Source organism: Arthrobacter sp. TE26545 (assembly GCF_056279005.1).
In genome coordinates this window covers 174,300-195,551 of record NZ_JBWBQM010000001.1, presented here as the reverse complement: position 1 = coordinate 195,551, position 21,252 = coordinate 174,300, and the positions used below count along the sequence as shown (strand labels likewise).

General features: G+C 67.5%; 16 protein-coding genes and 1 pseudogene. 5 read left to right on the top strand and 12 right to left on the bottom strand.

Annotated features, from left to right (window positions below):
• Positions 1–48 precede the first annotated feature (48 nt).
• Together ACZ9CK_RS00755 and ACZ9CK_RS00750 are read left to right on the top strand one after the other, a co-directional pair.
• Positions 49–1,335 (top strand): annotated as a pseudogene (locus ACZ9CK_RS00755) (MFS transporter); the annotation flags it as partial.
• A gap of 505 nt (positions 1,336–1,840) precedes the next feature.
• Complete coding sequence (locus ACZ9CK_RS00750; RefSeq protein WP_476048953.1) at positions 1,841–2,743, top strand: LysM peptidoglycan-binding domain-containing protein; 903 nt, start codon at positions 1,841–1,843, stop codon at positions 2,741–2,743.
• Positions 2,744–2,822: 79 nt separating this feature from the next.
• Here ACZ9CK_RS00750 and ACZ9CK_RS00745 read toward each other — a convergent pair whose 3' ends face one another.
• The 6 genes from ACZ9CK_RS00745 to ACZ9CK_RS00720 all read right to left on the bottom strand — a co-directional run bounded on the left by ACZ9CK_RS00745 (position 2,823) and on the right by ACZ9CK_RS00720 (position 10,769).
• A complete protein-coding gene (locus ACZ9CK_RS00745) occupies positions 2,823–5,216 on the bottom strand; it encodes a glycoside hydrolase family 65 protein (protein ID WP_476048952.1) in 2,394 nt (797 codons plus the stop codon).
• Positions 5,217–5,313: 97 nt separating this feature from the next.
• Positions 5,314–6,051 carry an HAD family hydrolase gene (locus ACZ9CK_RS00740; RefSeq protein WP_426301750.1) on the bottom strand — a complete coding sequence of 246 codons (738 nt, stop codon included), beginning with the start codon at positions 6,049–6,051 and terminating at the stop codon, positions 5,314–5,316.
• Complete coding sequence (locus ACZ9CK_RS00735) at positions 6,044–7,093, bottom strand: LacI family DNA-binding transcriptional regulator (RefSeq protein WP_426301748.1); 1,050 nt, start codon at positions 7,091–7,093, stop codon at positions 6,044–6,046. The genes ACZ9CK_RS00740 and ACZ9CK_RS00735 overlap by 8 nt, the downstream gene beginning before the upstream one ends.
• A gap of 133 nt (positions 7,094–7,226) precedes the next feature.
• Positions 7,227–7,844, bottom strand: a complete 618-nt coding sequence (locus ACZ9CK_RS00730; RefSeq protein ID WP_476048951.1) for an alpha/beta hydrolase — start codon at positions 7,842–7,844, stop codon at positions 7,227–7,229.
• 229 nt (positions 7,845–8,073) lie between these two features.
• Entirely contained in the window at positions 8,074–9,303 is a 1,230-nt protein-coding gene (locus ACZ9CK_RS00725) for an amidohydrolase (RefSeq protein ID WP_476048950.1), read from the bottom strand.
• Between the two features lie 53 nt (positions 9,304–9,356).
• Positions 9,357–10,769, bottom strand: a complete 1,413-nt coding sequence (locus ACZ9CK_RS00720) for a DUF3100 domain-containing protein (RefSeq protein ID WP_476048949.1) — start codon at positions 10,767–10,769, stop codon at positions 9,357–9,359.
• A 110-nt stretch (positions 10,770–10,879) separates the two neighbouring features.
• Between ACZ9CK_RS00720 and ACZ9CK_RS00715 the strand changes: the two genes are divergently transcribed.
• Together ACZ9CK_RS00715 and ACZ9CK_RS00710 are read left to right on the top strand one after the other, a co-directional pair.
• Positions 10,880–11,866 (top strand): Lrp/AsnC family transcriptional regulator, encoded by a 987-nt coding sequence (locus tag ACZ9CK_RS00715; RefSeq protein WP_476048948.1) that lies wholly within the window; start codon positions 10,880–10,882, stop codon positions 11,864–11,866.
• A 118-nt stretch (positions 11,867–11,984) separates the two neighbouring features.
• Positions 11,985–13,430: an HNH endonuclease signature motif containing protein gene (locus tag ACZ9CK_RS00710; protein ID WP_476048947.1), complete on the top strand. Its 1,446-nt coding sequence runs from the start codon at positions 11,985–11,987 to the stop codon at positions 13,428–13,430.
• A 210-nt stretch (positions 13,431–13,640) separates the two neighbouring features.
• Here ACZ9CK_RS00710 and ACZ9CK_RS00705 read toward each other — a convergent pair whose 3' ends face one another.
• Genes ACZ9CK_RS00705 through ACZ9CK_RS00680 form a run of 6 tightly spaced genes read right to left on the bottom strand, consistent with a single transcriptional unit; the run spans position 13,641 to position 19,936 of the window.
• Positions 13,641–14,717 carry a C45 family autoproteolytic acyltransferase/hydolase gene (locus ACZ9CK_RS00705; RefSeq protein WP_476048946.1) on the bottom strand — a complete coding sequence of 359 codons (1,077 nt, stop codon included), beginning with the start codon at positions 14,715–14,717 and terminating at the stop codon, positions 13,641–13,643.
• 7 nt (positions 14,718–14,724) lie between these two features.
• Entirely contained in the window at positions 14,725–15,555 is an 831-nt protein-coding gene (locus ACZ9CK_RS00700; RefSeq protein ID WP_476048945.1) for an ABC transporter ATP-binding protein, read from the bottom strand.
• A complete protein-coding gene (locus tag ACZ9CK_RS00695) occupies positions 15,552–16,397 on the bottom strand; it encodes an ABC transporter ATP-binding protein (RefSeq protein WP_426301732.1) in 846 nt (281 codons plus the stop codon). The genes ACZ9CK_RS00700 and ACZ9CK_RS00695 overlap by 4 nt, the downstream gene beginning before the upstream one ends.
• Positions 16,394–17,320: an ABC transporter permease gene (locus ACZ9CK_RS00690; RefSeq protein ID WP_476048944.1), complete on the bottom strand. Its 927-nt coding sequence runs from the start codon at positions 17,318–17,320 to the stop codon at positions 16,394–16,396. Before ACZ9CK_RS00690 ends, ACZ9CK_RS00695 begins: the two co-directional genes overlap by 4 nt.
• A gap of 5 nt (positions 17,321–17,325) precedes the next feature.
• Entirely contained in the window at positions 17,326–18,267 is a 942-nt protein-coding gene (locus tag ACZ9CK_RS00685) for an ABC transporter permease (RefSeq protein ID WP_426301728.1), read from the bottom strand.
• A 31-nt stretch (positions 18,268–18,298) separates the two neighbouring features.
• Complete coding sequence (locus ACZ9CK_RS00680; RefSeq protein WP_476048943.1) at positions 18,299–19,936, bottom strand: ABC transporter substrate-binding protein; 1,638 nt, start codon at positions 19,934–19,936, stop codon at positions 18,299–18,301.
• Between the two features lie 165 nt (positions 19,937–20,101).
• Between ACZ9CK_RS00680 and ACZ9CK_RS00675 the strand changes: the two genes are divergently transcribed.
• A complete protein-coding gene (locus tag ACZ9CK_RS00675; protein ID WP_476048942.1) occupies positions 20,102–21,127 on the top strand; it encodes a LacI family DNA-binding transcriptional regulator in 1,026 nt (341 codons plus the stop codon).
• Positions 21,128–21,252 lie beyond the last annotated feature (125 nt).

Below are 21,252 nucleotides of genomic sequence, written 5' to 3'. Positions count from 1 at the left end.
CACCGTGCCCCCATCGAAACGGCGAAGTTCCGGCGGTAGGCTGGGCTGATGGCTGCCCCGCGAGCCCTCCGGCCCTTTGCGCACCGTGAATACCGCGTGCTGATCACCGCCCTGGCCATTTCGATCTTCGGTTCCGGCATGTGGGCGGTTGCCATGGTGTACCAGGTGATCCAGCTCGGCGGCGGGCCGGTGGAGTTGTCCCTGGTGGCGACGGCGGCGGCAGTCGGCCTGGTGGCGTTCGTGCTGGCGGGCGGGATCGCGGCGGACAGGGTGCCGCAGCGGCTGCTCATCATCGCCGTCGAGGGCGCCAACCTGGCAGTGATCGGCACCGTCAGCCTGCTCTCGATGACCGGGCTGCTGCAGCTCTGGCACCTCACCGCCGGCGCCTTCGTCCTGGGCGTGGGCGCGGCGTTCTTCTTCCCGGCGTACTCGGCGATCCTTCCGCGGATCCTTCCCGCCGAGGACCTGCTCGCAGCCAACGGCATGGAGGGCACCATGCGGCCGATCCTGCAGCAGGCCGCGGGGCCCGCGGTGGCCGGTGTGCTGGTGGCCTCGCTCTCGCCGCCGTGGGCGGTGACCGGGGTGTCCCTGTGCCACCTGACGGCGTTCATCGTGCTCAACCTCCTGGGCCGGCACACCCTGGATGCGCCGGCGAACGGGGCTGCGGGCGGTGGCTCCAGGGGCTCCGGTTCCCCGCGCGGTTCCGGCGGCGCCGTCCGCTCATTCCTGCACGACCTGCGCGAGGGCGTCAGCTACACGATCCGCACGCCCTGGCTGCTATGGACCCTGATCTGGGCCTGCCTGTCCGTGCTTTTCATCATCGGCCCGATCGAGGTGCTGATGCCCTTCGTGGTCCGCGACCAGCTCCATGGCGATTCGCGGATGTTCGGCTTCCTGCTGGCGGTGATGGGCGTCGGCGGTGCGGTTGCCTCGCTGGCCACGGCCTCGTTCAAGCTGCCCCGGCGCTACCTCACGGTGATGCTCGCTTCCTGGGGGCTCGGCAGCCTGCCCCTGGCCGCCGTCGGGATCATGGACAACTTCTGGGTGCTGGCCGCGGCGCTGTTCATCTTCGGCGCCACCGGCAGCGTGGGCATGGTCATCTGGGGCACGTTGCTGCAGCGCCGGGTCCCGCCGCATCTGCTGGGGCGGATCTCGAGCCTGGATTTCTTCGTGTCGCTGGCGTTGATGCCGGTGTCCATGGCGCTCTCCGGGCCCGCTGCGCAGGTGGTGCCGATCTGGCTGATCTTCCTGGCCGCCGGCGTGGTGTGTCCGCTGATGTCCGTGGTGGCCCTCTTCGCGGCGCACATGCTGAGGGACGAAATCGAGCACCCGCTGGACGCTGAGCCGACAGCTGAGCCTACGGCCGGGGCTGCGCCTGCCGAGGAGGCTGCGGCTGGTGAGGAGGCTTTGGCCGGCGAGGAGACTTTGGCCGGTGAGGAGGCTTTGGCCGGCGAGGTCAAGGCTGATGGGAGCGCAGACGCGGACGGCGTCCGCGGACACTGAGCTGCTCCCGGGGGCGATGCCTTCCCATTTGCCTGTTCCGTTTGCCGGTGCCGGCCGCTATTTCGCGCCCAGAGCGTCCGGAATTGTCCAACAGATGCTGAGACCGGCGCTCCCTGACGGGCTGAATCCCTTATGCTCAATGGGCGCCCCGCGGAACTGAATTCGCGGTGATGTATTGGGGGATATTTTGACGCACAGTTTTAGCAACGCCGGAAACCGGGCGGGAGCCGTTGTTCTCGCCGCAGTTCTCGTGGCTGGACTCGCAACCGGGTTAGTGGACTGTACGGGAACGGAAACGCCAGCCGCGGGGCCGACCGCAAGTCCTGTTGTCACCGGGGTGAAATCCGACCCGGCAGAACAGACCACGGCCGATAACCTGGCTGGGCTGAAAGTGCTCGATTCCTTCGGCAACGTGGACTTCTACACCACGGCGGCCGGCGACACCCTCGCCAGGGTCGCGGCGGCATTCGAGCTTTCAGAGACCAAACTCGCCCGCTTCAACAAGCTCCCTGCGGGAGCACCGGTCAGGCAAGGAACGAAACTCCGCTTGATTCCGCCGTCGGGCCCCGTCGCTGGTGCGCGCGGCGCCGCCGCAACGGATGCCAACGGGATCCCGTTGAGCTACGTGGTGGCGGACTTGGATACCCTCGACGGGATCGCCTACCGTTTCGGCATCACGGAAGACCAGCTGGCCGAGGCAAACAAGGTGCCCTACGTCCACGAGCAGGGCAATGTGTACTTCCTGCACCCGGGCAGGACCATCGCGTTGCAGAAGAAGCCGGTGGATCCGAGGTCGGGCAAGGGCCAGGCCACCAGCAATTCCTTCGGCCACGCGATTTACTACACCACCGTCGACGGGGACTCCTTGGACAGCCTCGGCTACAAGTTCCGGCGCACTACCGCCCAGTTGCTCGAGTACAACCCCGGACTGAGCGTGGGATCCCCACTTCCAGCCGGCACCAAGGTGACCCTCATGCCGGGCGAGGCAACGGTCGACGGCGCAAGGGGCACCTTCAGCCGGAACGCTGACGGCGTGCCGCTGACGTACACGACGGCGGCGGGAGACACCGAACGCCAGGTTGCGTTCCGATTCAACTTGGAGCCGGCCGAGCTGAGCGCCGCGAACCGTCCGAAGACTGCCGGCCCCCGCACCTGGTACGAATTCACAAGCGTCCCGGACGGAGAACTCGCCGCCGGACAAACCATCAGCCTCTCGGGCGCCAAGCCGATCACCAAATAGGGGCGGTCGACCGGAGGAACACTTGAAACCAAAGGCGCCGGTGCAGCTGGGATCCAGCTGCACCGGCGCCTTGCGGTCTCTAGCCTTCCAGCGTTCCGACCACCGGCACGCCGGCGGTCGGGAACAGGCTCGGGAAGACGGACTGAACCGGGGCGTGAACCGCCTCGAGCGGCAGCGTGACCGTTTCGGGCCCGACGACGACGCGCTGGCCGCGGACGCTCACCTCCAGTCCGGTGCCGCCGCCGGACAGTCCGCCTTCGGAACGTCCAAGGTGGTCCGCACGGGCCGAAAGGGCGATGCTGCCGGGCCGCAGTTCCACGTCCAGCACCTGCCCGCGGAGCCGCAGGCGGAAGGACAGGCTGTCCCACTCCTCCGGCAGGCGGGGGTCGAAGTGCAGCACCTCGCCCTGGTCCCGCATGCCGGCAAAACCGCACACCAGCGAACTCCAGATGCCGCCCGTGGATGCGATGTGCACGCCGTCCACGGTGTTGGCGTGGGTGTTGTCCAGGTCGATGAACAGCGCCTCGGTGAAGTGCTTCAACGCGACGTCGGAGTAGCCCACCTCGGCGGCGATGATCCCCTGGACGCAGGCGGACAGCGTGGAGTCGCCCGTGGTGATGGGGTCGTAGAAGTCGAAGGCGCGCTGCTTCTCCTCCGCGCTGAAGTCCTGCCACTGCAGGAACATCGCCAGCACGGTATCCGCCTGCTTGAGCACCTGGTGACGGTAGATCACCAGCGGGTGGAAGTTCAGCAGCAGCGGGTACTTGGACCGCGGGGTGTTCCAGTCCCAGGGCTCCAGCGTCATGAAGTCGTTGTCCTGGGAGTGGACCTCCATGTGCGGGTCGTAGGGCAGGGACATCCGCTCGGCCGCCTGCCGCCAGATGATCCGCTCGCTCTGCGGCACGTCCGGGTGCTCCAGCTCCGCCGCGGCCCGCAGGTTAAAGCGGGCCATGACGTTGGTGTAGAGGTTGTCGTTGACCACTGCCGTGTACTCGTCCGGGCCGGTGACGCCGTGGATGTGGAACATTCCGTCCTTGCCGAAGAAGCCCAGGGACGCCCACATCCGGGCGGTTTCGATCAGCAGTTCGGCACCGATCTCGTTGGCGAAAGCGGTGTCTCCGCTGGCCCATTGGTAGCGGTTGGCCGCGAAGGCGATGGCCGCGGCGATGTGGAACTGGGCGGTGCCGGCGGCGTAATAGGCGCTGGCTTCCAGGCCGTTGATGGTGCGCCACGGGAACAGCGCGCCGTCCACGCTGAGCTCCTTGGCCCGGACCCGGGCGTCGGGCAGCATGGCGTGGCGTGATTCCAGGACCTGCCGGGCCGCGGCCGGGTTGGTGTAGCTCAGATACGGCAGCAGGTAGATCTCCTGGTCCCAGAAGTAATGCCCCTCGTAGCCCGAACCGCTCACGCCCTTCGCCGGGATGCCCGCAACTCCGGCCCGCGCCGTGGCCTGGGCCAGCTGGAAGAGGTTCCAGCGCACGGCCTGCTGCATCTCGGCCTGACCGCCGATCACGATGTCCGCTGTGGCCCAGTAGTCGCGGTAGTGCGCCGCGCTTTCAGCCAGCAAGGCGCCGAAGGTGGCCAGGCGCAGCTCGGCCTCCGCGGCAAGCGCTTCGCCCGGCTCCTCAACCGTTTCATCGACCGCGTTCACCACATAGCTGACGCTCTTCTCGAGACGGAAGGTCTCGCCGTCGTTCACTGCCAGGACGTAACGGACAGTCGACTCGTCCTCCCCCACTACCGTGTCGAAGGGCTGGCCGTCGAGGGAGATCCAGTGGTCCACTGCCAGGCCGATGCGCTGCCGGGATTCCGCGGTCTCCCAGGCAAGGCGGAGCGAACCGTCGGAGCCCTGCAGGTGCAGCGGACGCAGCACCCGGCCGGCGTGGCGGCCGGAGCGCCGCGGGTCGTGGGCCGAGTGGTCCTCCACAGGCTGGTCCTGCCGGTTGAGGACGGCGGAGGTGATGTCCACGGAGGTGGGGCGGTCCGCGCTCAGGCTGAATTCGATGCCGAGGCAGCCGCGGGAATCGAAGCCCACCACCCGCCGCTCAACGGTGGTGACAACAGCGCCGGAGCGGCATTCCCAAGTGACGGCGCATTCGTACACGCCGGTGGCGAAGTCCAGGGTGCGCCGGTAGTCGCGCACGTTGGACTCCCCGAGGGAGAGCTGCTCGCCGTCGACCATCACGCTGAAGTTGTTGGCGTCCGGAACGTACACGATCCGCTGCCCGGTGCGGGCGAAGCCGTAGGCGTTCTCGGCGTGCTTGATGTCCCAGATTTCGTGGAAACCGTTGATGAACGTGCCGGGGAGATCGCCGTCAGCGGGGGCCCAGTGGCCGCCGCGGATTCCGAGGTGGCCGTTGCCGAGGCTGAAGAGGGTTTCAAGGGTCCCGGCGTCGCCGGGGACATGGATGGATTCCACGAGCTTCCAGGGTTCACAGGGGAAGCGCAGCCGGTCGGAACTGATCAGTGCCATGGGGAGGTGCCTTTTCGAACGGAGGGGTTGGGGGGAGGTTCGGAACTTGGGGGGCTCAGAACTTGGGGAGGGCCTGGGGTTCAGAGCTTGGGGAGGTTCAGAGAAGGTCGTCGAGGTCATCCACCACGAAGGTGGCCCCGGCGTTGAGCAGGGTCTGGCGGCCCGCACCGCGGTCCACCCCGATCACCGCCCGGAAGTTGCCGGCGCTGCCGGCCTGCACGCCGGAAACCGCATCCTCTACAACGATGCATTCGTCCGCCGGAACGTCCAGCAGGCGGGCCGCGTAGTCGAAGGTCGCCGGGTCAGGTTTGCCGGGAAGCCCGACGGCGGCCGCCACCTCTCCGTCGACCACCACCGGGAAGTAGCCGTCCAGTCCGGCGGCCTTGAGTACCGCCGGCGCGTTCCGGGAGGAGGAGACGACGGCGAGCTTGAGTCCGCGCTCCAGCGCGGCGTGGATGAAACGGACGGAGCCGGCGTACGGCTCCACCCCGCGGGTGGACACAATTTCATTGAAGATCAGGTTCTTGCGGTTGCCAAGGCCCTGCACGGTGGGGCTGTCCGGGGCGTCGTCCGTGGGGCCTTCGGGCAGGGTGATCCCTCGGGAGGCGAGGAAATCCCGGACGCCGTTGAAGCGCGGTTTGCCGTCGATGAAGTCGAAGTAGTCGCTCTCCTGGTAGCCCTCGGCGTGGCCGGCCTCGGCGAGGTAGCCGTCGAACAGTTCCTGCCAGGCCTGTTCGTGCACCACCGCGGTGGGCGTCAGCACGCCGTCGAGGTCGAACAGCAGGGCCGAGGCACCCGTCCAGGTGGAGCTCAGGGCAGCGTGGGATTCAGTCATGGTTCTTGTCCGTTCGGCGTTTGCGGCGCGTGGTCTTGCGTTCGATGAGTTTGGTGTCGAGGAAATGGCTGGTGGGCTGGTGGTCCTGCTCCGGATTCAGCAGGCGTTCGCAGAGCAGGTTCGCCGCGAAGGCGCCCTGGTCCGCAACGGGCTGAGCCACCGTGCTCAGACCGAGGAACCAGCTCATGGGGTGGTCGTCGATCCCGATCACGGACACGTCCTTTGGGGCGCCCAGGCCGTGCTCGCGCAAGGCCATCAGGGCTCCGAAGGCGATCTCGTCGCAGTCGGCGAAGAGCGCGCTGGGCAAGCCGCGGTGCGCGATGAGCTCGGTCATGGCACTCCGCCCGCCCTCGATCGAGGAGCCGGCATTGACCACAAGGTCCGGGTGGACGGTGAGGTCATGTTCGGCCAGGGCACGGCTGAAACCATCCAGGCGGTTGTTGCTGGTGCGTACGGAATGCCCGCCCAGTTCCCGGCCGGAAAGCACTGCCAGGTCCCAGTGGCCCAGCTCCAGCAGGTGGGAGGTGGCCGCCCAGGCGGCGTGTTCGTCGTCGATCCCCACGTTATCCCAGGGGACCCCGCTCATTCCAACGCTGGCGACTGCCAGTCCGGATCCTGCCAGGGCGTCGATTTCCTCGGCGTCGAGGTCCACGTTCAGCAGCAGGACCCCGTCCACGCGCTGGCGCAGGGCGGCAAGGTCAGCGAACACCCGGCTCCTGACCTCGGCGTTATTGCGGAGGCTGACCAGGACGGTGTCGTGACCGCCGTCGGCGAAGACTTCCTCGGCCGATTCCACTGCCTGGGCGAAAAACCAGGCCGTGGCTGTGGGAGCGATGATGGCGATGGAGCCTGTGCTTCCGCCGGCCAGCCGTGCGGCGGCGGAGGATGCGCGGTAGCCAAGCTTCTCTGCGGCTTCGGCAACCTTGCGGTGGGCCTTTTCGGACACATTGGGCAAATTGCGCAGGGCCCGGGAAACGGTGCAAATGGACAATCCTGAGAGGACAGCAACGTCCTGGATGGTGGCGCGCTGGGCACTAACCATGCAACACGGCCTCAACCCTTTCCATGCTTGTTGAACGGTACGGCGACTCACCGCATCGAGAAATTGTAAGCGTTTACAATTTTGCCTATCAAGGGCTGCACGAACGCGTCGCCAGTGTTACGCGGGCCGCACTTCAGCGGAGGACATAGTGGCGCAGGAAGGTGCCCACATCGGCCAGTTCCATGGCCTCGATCCGGTGGCCCATCCCGGGGTAGGTGCGGGCGGTGAGGGCGGTGTTTTGCTCCAGCCAACCGGCGGTGTATTCCACGGCGTCCTCGTTGATCACGGGGTCCGCTTTGTCCCGGCCCCAAAAGAACGGCGGCCGGGTGTCAAAGGATTCACTCATGGCCAGCAGTTCGTTGTCCAGGACAAAGCCGGACAGGCCCACCGTTGCCTTGAAGCCGTGTGGCCGGAGCCGCAGCAGGGTGCTGGCCATGGCCATACCTTGCGAATAGCCCAGCAGGCTCACGCTGCTGTGCTTGCCTTTGACGGAGTCGATCCAGGCGAACACTTTGTTTGCAGCCGTGATGACGTCGGCGAAGTCGTTCGCCAGGAAGTAATCCAGCAGGAACCAGCCGTAGTCGTCGCCGATCACCATGGGCCCGCGAAGCGCCGCGCAACTGAATTCCTCCGGGAGCTCAGGGAAGAGCTTGGCCATGCGCTGCTCGTCCGTGCCGTAGCCGTGCATCATCACCAGCAGGGGCGTTCCCGCACGCTCGTTTTCGGGCTTGGACCAGAGGACGGTATCCATGGGGAAAAGCCTAGCGGGGCGACGCCGGTCGCCGGGGCCAGGGCTGGCCATCGAGGGCTCGATGCACCGGGATCGCGGGAAGCCTGCGGGGTCGCCGAAACGTTCCAGCGTCCCCGCAGCCCTCCAGCGAATTCGCGGCACCCCGATTGCCAAGCACCCATACCCAACGCGGCAGGCCGCCGTCGGGGCCGGTTCCCGACGGCGGCCTGCCGCCTGTTGCTATTAGCCCCTAGCCGAGGGCCGGGCTGCGGGTGGCGCCCGGGCGGCGCGCGGCCTGCAGCGCCAGCAGCGCCTCGCGGGTATCCGGGTTGGTGACGGCGTCGATGGTGGTCCAGGCCATGCCGAGCGCGCCGTCAAGGGCGGCCTGCTCGCCCGCGGGTGATCCGGCGTCGGCGGCGAACTCGGCGGTGTGCGGAACACCGCTGGCACCCAGCACCGAGATCATCGGGTGGATGGACGGCACGGCGTGGGACACGTTGCCCATATCCGTGGAACCACCGCCGAGCCGGCTGGTCTGCACCACGGTACGGCCCATGGCGGTCAGGTTCCGATCCCAGGCTTCGGCGAGCAGGGTGTTCTGGACCAGGTTCTCGTAGCGCGGTTCGGTGGGGGCGACCTCCCAGGTGCAGCCGCTGGCCCGGGCACCGCCGGCGAAGCAGTTCAGCATGCGCTCCTTGACGTCCTCGAGGGTCGCCAGGTCATGCGCGCGGACCTCGGCGCTGACCACCGTGCGGGCCGGGATGATGTTGGTGACTTCGCCGCCGCGCTCCACGAAGGCGTTCAGGCGGATGCCGTCGGCGAGCTGCTGGCGGAGCAGGCCGATGGCCACGAGGGAGATCGTGGCGGCGTCGCCGGCGTTGATGGCCTTATCCGGGGCGGCTGCGGCATGGGCCGCACGGCCGTTGAAGGTGACGGCGAAGCGGTCAACCGCCTGCGTGCGGGTGATGGCGCAGCTGAGGTCCTCGCCGGTGGCGCCGTGCACCATCATGGACACCGTGGCCTGCTCCCAGGCGCCGGCTTCGAGCAGCAGCGCCTTGCCGCCCCCGTGCTCCTCGGCCGGCGTGCCGAGCAGCACCACCCGCAGGCCGAGTTCGTCCGCAACTTCGCCGAGCGCGAGCGCGGCGCCGAGGCCCGCCGTCGCAATGATGTTGTGGCCGCAGGCGTGCCCGATCTCCGGCAGGGCGTCGTACTCGGCACAGATCACCACGGTGAAGTCCCCACTGCCGCGCACCGCTTCGAAGCAGGTCTCCATGCCATAAGCGCCGCGCTCGACGGCGAAGCCGGCCTCCTCCGCGACTGACGCCAGCGTTTCAGCGGCGAGCCGTTCCTCGAAGGCAAGTTCCGGGTTGTCGTGGATGATCCGGCTGACTTCGCGCAGGCGGTCTTCCCAGGAGGCGATGGTGCCGGAGGCCCCCTTCTTGAGGGTTTCGACGTCGACGGCGGTAGCTTGGCTGGGCATGGTGGCCTTTCGGGTGTGGCGGGTTCGGCGGGTTGTCGGTGCAGCGGGCTGCGTCAGTGGTGGCCGAGGCCGAGCGTGAACTGGGCGATGACCACGGAGAAGAGGTACGAGGAGGCAATGGCGACCAGGCCCACCGGCACGATCCGCCAGCCGATCCGGCGCAGCAGCGGGATGTCCTTGCCGAGGCTCAGGCCTGCAACGGTGAGCACCACGGTGCAGATGGACAGGAAGTTGACGCTGCCGACCATGGTGATGAGGGGCTTGGCGATCGGCGAGACCGGGCTGGAGGCCAGGGCACCGAGGGTGATGATGAAGACCATGCTGGGCACTTTGCCGCGGCACAGCCTGGACAGGCCCAAGCCGGCCAGCAGCAGCGCGTTGATGATGAGGTAGCCGCCCACGATGTTCCATGAGAAGCCGCCTGCGGCGATCGAGGCAATGAAGACGCCGATTACGGTCAGGACGGGCATGGCGATGTACAGCGGAACCCGCACAGGGCCGCGGTTCTCGGCTTCCGCGGAGGCGGATTCGACGGCGGCCGACTCGACGGCGGCCATGTCCGCGGGAGCGGCGGCGGCCGCGGGAGCGGCGGCGCCCGCGGCGGCGGCGCCCGCGGCGGCGGCGGTGCCCGCGGCGGAACCGAGGTGCGGGAAGCGGCGGATCAACGCGTGGTAGATCTTGTCCGCGAGGGGCAGTGCGATCCAGATGCCAACGTAGACGCCCAGGAGGCTGGTGATGACGTTGGAGGTGCCGGCGACGGCAACGATCTGGTCCTTCAGCTCGGGGAACTGGGCGGCCACGCTCGCCGCGCCGGCCGCCATCATGGAGCCGGAGCCGACGCCGGCGCCCATGGCCAAGGCCAGGGGGTCGAAGATACCCAGGGAAGCGGTGACGGAGGCCAGCAGGGAGATGAAGACCGCACCGAAGATGGTGCCGAAGACGTACATGGACAGGACGCCGCGGTACGGGTGGGAGTCGGTGCCGTAGCGCTCACTGACCATGGCGAAGGAGCCTTCGCGGTCGATCGAGAAGGTAGCGCCGATGGTGGCCGGACCCATCTTGAGCATGACGGCCATCGGGAGGGCGAGGATCAGGGTGCCGAGCAGGTGCCCGACTTCCTGGAGCAACAGGGCCGGGCCGGCGCGGAAGAGCAGGGGGAGGTTGGGGCCCATGGTGAACGCCAGGCTGCCCACAAGGATCAGGACGGAAATACCCATCAGTGCGCCGGCTGCGGACTGGAAGGTCCGGGGAAGGGGTCGGAACTTCTGCGAGGAAACGATCCCGCCTGCCAGGATGCCCCACACCATCGGGAGGATGGTGATCGCGGCGAACCCGACGGGAATGACCATCGGGCCGATGAGCTGGCCCAGCGTTGCGATCAGCAACGCGAGCCCGCCGATGGGCCAGAGCCATGCCAAGGAACGTCTGGTGCGCTTGGAGGCGGCGAGGAGAGTTGTTGAAGTCATGGGATTTCCTTGCTGGGGACTGATGATGGAAACCGAACGGGCTTCTAAGCTATATAACGCGCATCACAGCGCCTCGGATATGCAGGAAATTCAAGAAAGTTATGGGTTCTATGCAGGATTTTGATTTCGACGAGCGCGATCTCCGCCTTCTGCATGCCTTGCAGGTCCGCCCGCGCGCGCCGTGGACAACCCTGGCGCCAGCCGTCGGAGCGGACCCTGTGACGCTCGCCCGGCGCTGGGAACAGCTGCAGGAGGAGGGCCTGGCCTGGATCGGCTGCTACCAGGGTGCCGGAAGGGGCGTGGTGACGGCCTTCCTGGAAATCGAGTGTGCGCCGTCGAGCATGGCCACGGTGACAGAAGAACTGGCCAACGACCCGGAAGTGCTGACTATCGACCTGACAGCGGGCGGGCGCGACATGGTGGTCACCCTGATCTGCAGGGACGATGCCGAGCTGTCCCGGTACGTGCTGGACCGGCTGTCCACGGTGGAAGGCATCCGCAGCATGCGCACGCACCGTTCCATCCAGGTAGTGGCCGATGCCCAGGTGTGGCGCCTGCGCTCCCTGAACGCGGGCGAGGTCAAGGCGCTGGAGCGGGCCGTTGCGCCCCCGAAGGAGCTCCTGTCCAGGGTTCCAGCGGACATCGAGGACGGTCTGCTCCGGATACTCCGCGAGGACGCCCGCGCCTCCGTGTCCAGGATTTCCGGCGAGCTCGGAATCAGCCAGGCCCGGGCCCGGAGCACGCTGAGCACGGTCCTCGCCCAGCAGCGCGTGGTGATCCGGCTTGAGGTGGCCCGGCCGTATTCGGGCTGGCCGGTATATGTATGGTTCTTCATGCGCGTGCCGGCAACCCAGGTGGGTTCGGTGGCCGGGAAACTCGTTGGCCTGGACGAGGTCCGGCTCGTCACCACCACGGTGGGCAACTACTCGCTGGTGGTGGCCGTGTGGCTGCGCCGCATCGAAGACATCACCCTGCTGGAACGGCATCTCGGCGAGCGTCTGCCCTTCGCCGAGATCGTGGACCGCTCGATCGTGCTGCGCACCCCGAAGCACCTGGGCATCCGGCTGGACGCTTCGGGGCGGCGCGTCGTCAGCTAAGTGCGCGACGGCGGTGGGGCACCGTCGTCGAACGCCTGCGACCGCGTCGGGGCGTCAGGTGCGAGGGCGGTCTTTTCGGAGTCCCAAAAAAGTCAGTGCCTGGTGATGGGATGGATTCATGGAGATCACCAGCAGCCTGGACGAGAGGACACCGCACCCCGGCGCGGCGTCCGACCCTTTGCAGGTGCTGGACGGTCTGGTCTCCACGCTCAGGTCCGTTGGCCAGGCCATCGCAAGCCTCCAAGCGTTGCAGGAATACACCCTGGCCATGGCCTCGCGGCTGGCGGACGTTATGAACGACGACGGCGCTGCGGTAAGCGGGGCACCAGCCGGCTTCATCCCGGCGGGGTGGGATTCGCGATCGGCTGAACTCGCCCAGCGTGCGGTGGCCGCCGAGATCGCGACGGCCACCCGCACCAATGACCGGACGGTGCAGCGGCAGATGAGCCAGGCGGTGGAGTTGCTGGACCGCTTCCCGTCGACGTTCAATGCTCTCGCGCACGGACAGATCAGCCTGGTGCACGCCCGTGTTATCCAGGATTCCGGGGCGGCGCTGGATGACCCTGCTGCCTTGGCCCGGTACGAGTCCGTGGTGGTCGCTTGTGCCGAACAGCAGGCGCCCGGCCGGGTGCGTCGCCTGGCTGTCCGGGAAGCCGAGAAAGCCCAGCCCGAACCTTTGACTTCCCGACACCAGCGGGCCGCGCTGGAACGCTGCGTCCGGGTCGCGCCCTTGCCCGATGGCATGGCCGAACTCGCCGCCGTCCTGCCCGCCGCGGTGGCCTACGGCATCCACGACCGCCTGACCCAGATGGCACGGGCCCACCTTGAAGCCACATCCTCAGCCCGCCCCGCAGCGTCGGGCCGGAAGCTTGAAAGGAGCCGGGACACTGACCAGCTCCGCGCCGACCTCTTCTCAGACTTGCTGTTGTGCGGCGCTCCCACTGCACACGACACCTCGGACGGACTCCTTGCAGCCATTACTGCCCGTGTGGATATCACCGTTCCGGTGCTGACTCTCATTGATAGCGAAGCCGCCGGCGCCGCAGACAACGCAGTCGCAGAACAGGTTCCGGCCGAGCTGGACGGACGCCATCCGATCGACCCCGGCACCGCCAGAATCCTCACCGGGCAGGCCCGCGGCTGGAGCAGAGTCCTCACCGACCCCGTCAGCGGCGCGGTCCTGGCCGTGGACAGATACAGACCCAGTGAAGAGCTCAAGCGTCTACTCACAGCCCGGGATTCACGCTGCCGTTTCCCCGGCTGCGGGATCAAAGCCCGCAGCCTGGATCTGGACCACACCCACGACGCCGCGCTCGGCGGGACCACCGAAGCTGCCAACCTCGCCGGACTCTGCCGGCGCCACCACATGCTGAAACACCGCAGCCGTTGGACTACCCGGCAAACCGGAAATGGAAACCTGGAGTGGACCAGCCCCACCGGCCGGACGTACAAAGACAGTCCACCCATACCGCCGACCCACACGGACAGCACGATCGACACCTCAGGGGCAGGGCCGAAAACCACCGGCAATCAGCCAGCTACCCCCGAGCCGCCGCCCTTCTGAGCGCCTGCCCTTCCGAGCGCCCGGCCGCCTGGGGGCCACCCTTCCTACCGCCCGGCCTGCGGCCTGCCCTCCGAGCGTCCGGCCTCCTGCGGAACATCCCAGCCTCCTGGGGGCCATCCAGGTTCGATGTGCCTCGGCTTGTTACGCCTCGGCTCCCTGCGTGGTGCTTGCCGCGTCTTCCATGGCTTCCTCCCGTGGGCGCAGTGCCCGTTACATGGCCACCGGCACCAGCGCCAGCCATTCCTGGCCCCGAGCGTCGAGCGGGGTGCCGTTGGCCACCCGCATCTCGCGTTTGCGGTTCTCCATGGTGATCGTGGCGAGGGTGGCCCAGCGGCTGCCGAACGCGGCCTCCGGCGCGGGGACGCAGCAGAGGCCCGGCTCGCCCGGACCGGAATACAGGAAGGGCACAATCTCGTCCACACTCCCGGGCAAAGGACCCTCGTCCAGCCTGGACTGCACCAGGGCCAGGCGTTGCTGGGAATCCGGGTCGTAGAGCCCGGGCTTCTCCCCCGCCGCGAGTCCCGCATCCAGGAAATGGTTGGTGTGCGCCAGCGTCCCGTTCTCCGGTTGGATGAGCACGGCCGCACCAGGGCCGATTTCCGCCGTCACCGCGGACGCCTCGTCCATGAGGGTCAGCGCTGTGGAGGTGGTGGCCCCCGCGGAGCACACGATGTCCACGGCCTCCGCCACTGAACCCGCGTTGGCCAGGACCTCGGCGGCGACGAGGTGGACGGGAACCCCGGCCGGCCGGTCGTCCTGGTGGCCGAGGATGTTCAGGAACACGGACACCCCGGCATCGTTCATGCCGATTTTGCCCAGCATGCCGTGCTCCGTAAGGCCCACGAAGGACCGCGCCGGCCCGGCCACGGACTGCAGGTGCCAGTACGGGTCCAGTTCCTCGTGCCAGTCCCAGGTTTGCACGCCGAACACGTGGCTGCCCTTCCGGCCGATCGTGGAGCATTCGCCCGGCCGGGTGCCGAGGGCCTGGGAAAGGATTTCGGTGCGCCCGTTCAGGGCCGCGATCTGCCAGCTTTCGACGCCGGCGCCGTCGGCCGTGCCGCTCATCTCCGCGGCGAGCCGCGGCGACCAGGAGGCGACGGCGTCGAACAGCCGCTCGGCGTCGGACCTCACCGTGGTTTCCGGGACGCCGACGGTGCGGAACAGCCGGAAGTACGTGTCGAGTCCGCCGAGCAGTTCCGCGCCGAGCGCGGCGCTGCGCTGCTTGCCGCGCTCGTAGGGGTCGGGGCTGTCCAGGGTGATGACGGTCCGCTTGGTGGGGATTTTCATGCTTCGTCTAGCTCGCAATCTCTGAGTTAAGGTGTTCGATCACGCCGCGCCTGGGTTTCCAGCCGGGCTTCGGTGCGCACTCCAGCAGGAGTTTCGTGTAGGGGGAACTCGGCCGGTCCAGGACGTCGCCCACGGAGCCGCGTTCCAGGACCTTTCCGTGGCGCATCACCAGAACGTCGTCGGCGATGTTCCGGACCACGGAGAGGTCATGGGTGATGAAGAGGTAGCTCAGGCCCTTCTCCCGGCGCAGTTCGTCCAGCAACTCGAGCACCTGGGCCTGCACCGAGACGTCCAGGGCCGACACGGCCTCGTCCAGCACAATCACCTTGGGTTCGGCAGCGAAGGCCCGCGCGATCGCCACGCGCTGCTTCTGCCCGCCGGATAGGTTCGCGGGAAGCGACTGCGCATGCGCGTCCGTCAGGCCCACGCTCCGGAACAGCTCGGAAACCCGGGCCTTGCGCTGGGCAGCGTTGAGCTGGAAATGGGCCCGGAGCACCTCGTCGACGGCGGTCCCCACGGGAAGCCGACGGTTGAGGGAGCCGTTGGGGTCCTGGAAGACCATCTGGACGGCGCGGGCCCGTCGCCGCTGCTCCCTGCGCCGGAGCGATGCCGTCACCGGGGCGCCGGCGATGGACACCTCGCCGGAGTCCTTGGTTTCCAGGCCCACCAGCACCCGGGCCAAGGTGGTCTTGCCCGAGCCGGACTCTCCCACCACGGCCATGCAGCTGCCTTCGCGGACGGTGACGGACACGTCGTCCAGTGCCCGCACTGCTTCGTGTTTTCCGCTCACGCGGAAGGTCTTGTTGAGTCCGGAGATCTCGATGATGTTGCTGCTCACAGGATGCTCCCGATCTGTGGTTGCGGCGCCGGTGCCAGTGCCGGCTGTACGCCGTCCAAGGTGGGCCGGATGCTCATCAGCATCCGCGTGTAGGGGTGCTGCGGGTTATCGCGGATCTGTTCCGGGGTGCCGATTTCCACGATCTCCCCGTACCGCATCACGGCCAGGCGGTCCGAGACGGCGGCAGCGAGGTCCAGGTCGTGGGTCACGAAGATCATGGACATGCCCAGGTCCCGCCGCTTCTCGTCGAGGATTGCTGCCACTTCGGCCTGGGTGGTGACATCCAAGGCCGTGGTGGGTTCGTCCGCGAGCAAGAGATCCGGCTTGCCGGAGATGGCACCGGCGATCACCACGCGCTGCAGCATGCCCCCGGAGAGCTGATGCGGGAAGGACTTCAGCACGCGGTCCACACTGCGGATGCCCACCTGTTCAAGCAACTCCCCTGCCCGGAGCCGCGCGGCCTTGGCGTTGCGGATCTCCGGCATGCCCTCCAGGAGGTACGTCTCGATCGGCAGCACCGGGTTGAGCGAGGCGTGCGGGTTCTGCGAGATCAAGGCGATCCGGCCGGCCCGCACCCGGCGCATCCGTTCGGCCGGCAGGCTCAGGAGGTCCTCGCCGTCGAACATGATCCGGCCGCGAACCGCCGCATTGCGCGGCTCGATGCCGAGGATGCAGCGCAAGGTCATGGACTTCCCGCTGCCGGATTCCCCCACGAGACCGATCGCCTCGCCGCGGCCCAGTTCAAGGGAGATGCCCTTCAGCACCGGCTTCAACACGCCGGTGTCCGGGTCCTTGATGCCGAGTTCCAGTTGCCCAATACCGATCAGTTCGGGACCGATCATCGCTTGCTCCTTCCGGCCGCGGCGCGCCCGCCCAGCCGTTCGCCGATGTAGGCCATGGCCGCCACCGTGACCACGATGCACAGGCCCGCGTACAGGCTCTGCTCCGGGAAACCCTGCTGCAGGGATTCCTGGCCGTTGGAAATCATCAGGCCCCAGTCCGCTTCCGGGGGCTGGATGCCCAGGCCGAGGAAGGACAGCGCCGCCAGGTCCACGATCGCGTAACCGAAGTTGATGGTGGAGCCCGTGAGGATCTGGGTCCAGACGTTGGGCAGGATGTGCCGCACGGTGATGGTGAAGCCGTTGATTCCCTGCAGTTCCGCGGCCTTCACGTAGGGCAGGTGCCGTTCGCGCAGGGCCACGCTGCGGATCACCCGCGCGCTGTAGGGGATGTACGCCACGGCCAGGGCGATGGAGGCCGTCACCAGTCCGGGGCCGAAGATCGCGACGCCGAGGATCGCCAGCAGCAGGCTCGGGAAGGCGAACAGCACGTCCAGGACCCGGCCCAGGAAGGCGTCCACCTTTCCGCCGAACCAGACGGCGGTGAGGGCCAGCGCGGAGCCGGCCACCGCCGTCGCGCCCACCACGATCAGCGGCCCCAGCAGGCTGGTGCGCGCCCCGGCGATCAGCCGGGAGAAGATATCGCGGCCTGCCTGGTCGGTGCCGAGCAGGTGCTCGGCAGAGGAGCCGAGGTGCCGCTGGGTGACCGAACCGACCGTGGGGTCGTAGGGAACCAGGAACTGCCCGACGACGGCGGCCAGCACCACGGCGGCGACCACGCCGACGCAGGCCATGCCGATCCAGCCAAGACGGCGGCGGGCACCGGCCAGGCGGCTGGTGGGACTGGCGGGCGCGGCCAAGGCGTCAGCCAGGACGGCAGTTTCGCTTGCTGCGGTTTCGCTTGCAGTCGTTTCCTTCACTGCCATGGCGTTCACTGTCCTTTCTTCAGGCGGACGCGGGGGTCGATGACGGTGTAGAGCAGGTCCACGAGCAGGTTCACCACGCCGAAGGCAATCACCATGATCAGCGCGATGGCCTGCACCACGGCGAAGTCCTTGCGCTGCACGGAGTTGACCAGCAGGGCGCCGATGCCGTCCAGGGTGAAGGCGTACTCCACCACGAACGCCCCGGCGACCAGGCCCGCAATGTGCATGCCCACCGCCGTCGTGACCGGCAGCAGCGAGTTCCGGACGGTATGCCGCCACAGGATGATCCGCTTCGGCAGCCCGCGGGCGACGGCGATCAGCACGTGCTCGGATTCGCTCTCCTCGACGATCGCCGTCCGGGTGATCCGGGCGATGACAGCGATCGAGGGCAGCGACAGGGCCAGCGCGGGCAGGGTCAGGTGCCAGACCCGGTCGACGGCGCCCTCCCCGGCGCCGAAGACCGGGAACCAGCCCAGGCCCACGCTGAAGACGGACATCAGGACCAGCGCGGCGAAGAAGGTGGGGACGGCGATCCCCAGGTTCGACGCGAAGATCACGATCCGTTCGGCCACCCCGCCGCGGGTTCCGGCCAGGATGCCCAGGCCGATGCCGCCGATGATGATCAGGACCGCGGCGTAGACCGCCAGGGACAGGGTGGTGGGGATGCGGCTGGCGAGCAACGCGCCCACGTCCTGCTGGGTGAGCAGCGAACGGCCCATGTCCCCGGTGAAGAGCCCGCTGAGCCAGTTCCAGTAGCGCACCGGAAGCGGGTCGTCGAGGGAGTACTGCGCCCGGATGGCCTCGAGGACCTCGGGGCTGACGGTGCGGCCCTGGACCAGGAACTGCTCCGGGCTGCCCGGGGCCAGGTAGAGGGCGCCGAACACGATCATGCTGGAGGCGATCAGCACACCGCCAAGGGCCAGCAGCCTGCGTATCAGGAATCTCACGGCTTGTCCTTTTCAGTCACGTTTCCTGCCGCTACTTGCCGCTGCCGCCGAGGTCGGCAGCCCAGGGGTAGTAGAGGTAGACGAAGGACGCCGGGGCACCCGTGACGCGCTTGTTCATGTAGAGGCGCGTGGAGCTGTCCACCACGGGAAGCCAGGGTTCCTTGTCCATGATCAGGGCTTCGGCTTCGACCGTGAGCTTCGCGCGTTCCGTGTCATCGGTGGTGGCGCGGGCCTTGTCCAGCAGCCCGGTGATCTTCGGATCGGAGAAGCCGGAGTAGTTCTGCATGCCGCCAGGGCCGGCGATCGCTGCCAGGTGGATCAGCGGGTCAGCCACGTTCATGTAGTTGGTGGTGACGAAGGCATCGGCGCCGGCACGGGCCTTGGGGTCGGAGAAGAATGCACCGAACTGGGCACCTGGAACGCCACTGGGCTCGATCTTGAGGCCGAGCTTGGCACCGGCGTTGGCGAACTCGGAGATGATGTCCGCGTAAAAGGTGCGGTCGATCGGGTAGACGATCTTGATGGGCTTGGACAGGTCCGCCTTCGCGTCCTTGATGACCCTCTTGGCTTCCTCAAGGTTCGGCGTGACGGCGGGCAGCTGCTTGCGGGCGGCTTCGAACACCTCGGCACCGTAGGCCCAGCCGCCGGCCGGCACCAGGGACTGGGCCGCCGTCGAGGTCCCTTCATACACGGTCCTGGCGATCGCCTCACGGTCAGTGGCCAAGGTGAGCGCCTTGCGGACCGCGGGATCGCCCAAGGTCCCGGTTCCGGTGCTGATGATGGCCATGTTCTGCATGGACTTGCCACGGAAGAGCTGGCCGCTGCCGGACTTGGAAAGCTGGCCCACCGCGCTCAGCGGAACGTCGTAGCTGCCGTCCACGGCGCCAGTGGCGAGGGCGTTGGTGATGGAGGCGGGGTCGGTGATGAACTGGATTTCGACCTGCTTGGTCTTGGCCTTCTTGTCCGTCTTCCAGTAGCCGTCGTAGCGCTCGAGCGTGATCGAGACGCCCTGCTTCCAGGAGGCCACCGAGTACGGCCCGGTGCACATCACTCCGGAGCCGGGGTTGCCGTAGTCCACGCCGGCCTTCTCGCGCTGAGCCTTCTCCACCACGGCACCCACCGGGGTGGCGAGGTTGTTGTTGAAGGTGGCGTCCGGCGTCTTGAGCTTCACCGTGACCTCGTTGGGGCCGGTCTTCTCCACGGAGGCGATGTTGGCCGTGACGCTGGAGGCCCAGTAGCTGATTTCCTTCGGGTCCAGCTGCCGCTTGAGGCTGAACACGACGTCGTCCGCGGTCATGGGCTTGCCGTCCCAGAAGGTCACGCCGTCCTGGAGTTCGTACACGTAGGTGGTGTTGCCGGCGTTCTTGACGCTCTTGGCCAGGTGCGGCTTGATCGAGAAGTCCGGCTGGATCTGGAAGAGGCTTTCGCACAGGTTGGAGACCACGCCGCTGGCGGGGTAGTCGGCGGCCTTGATGGGATCGATCGACGGCGGTTCGCCGAAGTTGTTGTTCCAGACGATCCGATCCAGGGTGCCCGTGGGTGCGGGCGTGGTGACGAGCAGGTCCTTCGAATCGAGGGCTTCCGGTGCCTTGGCGTTGCCGCCGTTCGAGCATCCGGCGAGCAGCAGCAGGACGCCGGCGGCCCCTGCGCTGATGAGTTTCTTGTTCACTAAGTCTCCCGAGCTTGTTTTGCGCCGCCCCAAACGGCTGGATGTGGAATGTGACGCTAGTTACCCAAAACGTTTTGGGCAATAGTTGCACCAAAAATCCCCAAATCGTTTTCAGCCCAGTGTTTTAGGGCTTACTCTGGCTACCATGACCAAGCAGACCCAGCCATGAGCCCACGGAACGCCCGGACCACCATCCGGGACGTCGCGCGCGAAGCGGGCGTCTCCGTCACCACGGTGTCCCACGCCCTCAACGGCAAGGGGATGGTGGCCGATGCCACCCGGAACCGGATCGCGGATATCGCGCGCCGGATGCATTACCGGCCGCACGCCGTCGCGAGCGGCCTGCGGAACAACCGCCTTGGCGTGCTCGCGCTCGTGCTGCGCCCGTTGGACACCCTCGAGTCCTTCCTGCCCGACGGCGTGGACTACTTCGTGCGCTTCGCCGGCGCCGCCTCGCTGAGCGCACTGGAGCATGGGTACGGGTTGATGCTGCTGAGCGATCCCACCCTGCCGGAAACCCCGAGCGTGTCCCTGGCCGCCGACGGTTTCATCATCACCGAGCCCGTGGAGAACGACCCCGTGATCGACCTGCTGCTGGCCGAGGAAATCCCCTTCCTCACCGTCGGCAAGGACCCGGCACGCGATTCCTACGGCAGCTTCATCGAACCAAACACCGCCCTGATCACCGCCGAGGTCCTGGACCACCTCGCGGACAACGGCGCGCAGCGGGTCGCAATCGCCATCGGCACGGACCGCAACCAGTGGAATCTCGCCACCGAGGACACCTACCGGGAATGGTGCGCGGAACGGGGACAGGAGCCCGTGATCCTGGTGCAGCAGGAAACCAGCGGGCTGGCAGGCGGAAAGGTCCTCGCCGAGCAGATCCTGGCCATGGAAGATCGGCCCGACGCCGCCTACTGCCTCACAGGCCGCCACGCCGCGGGCCTGCAGGCCCGGCTGGCCGAAGCCGGAATCTCCACACCCGGCGACTTCCTGCTGGTGGCCGGCTCGGATTCGGAGCAGACCCGCAACAGCAATCCGCCCATCACCGCGATGGACCTGATGCCCGAAGCGACGGCCCGCGCGGCCATCGCCGCCCTCGTCGAGCAATTGGGCGGCACGCCCAAACGGGACGACCACGACGGCGGTATCGACGGCCGATTCATCATCCGGGAGTCCAGCACGCGGTAGGCCCAAGCAGCCTCAACGGGAGCCCAAATACCCCGCCAACATGACGCACGCGTTACGCGGCCCTCACGAGCCATGTCCGGCGATCTGTGTTTATGTTGTTTTTTATTGACATACCCACACGAACA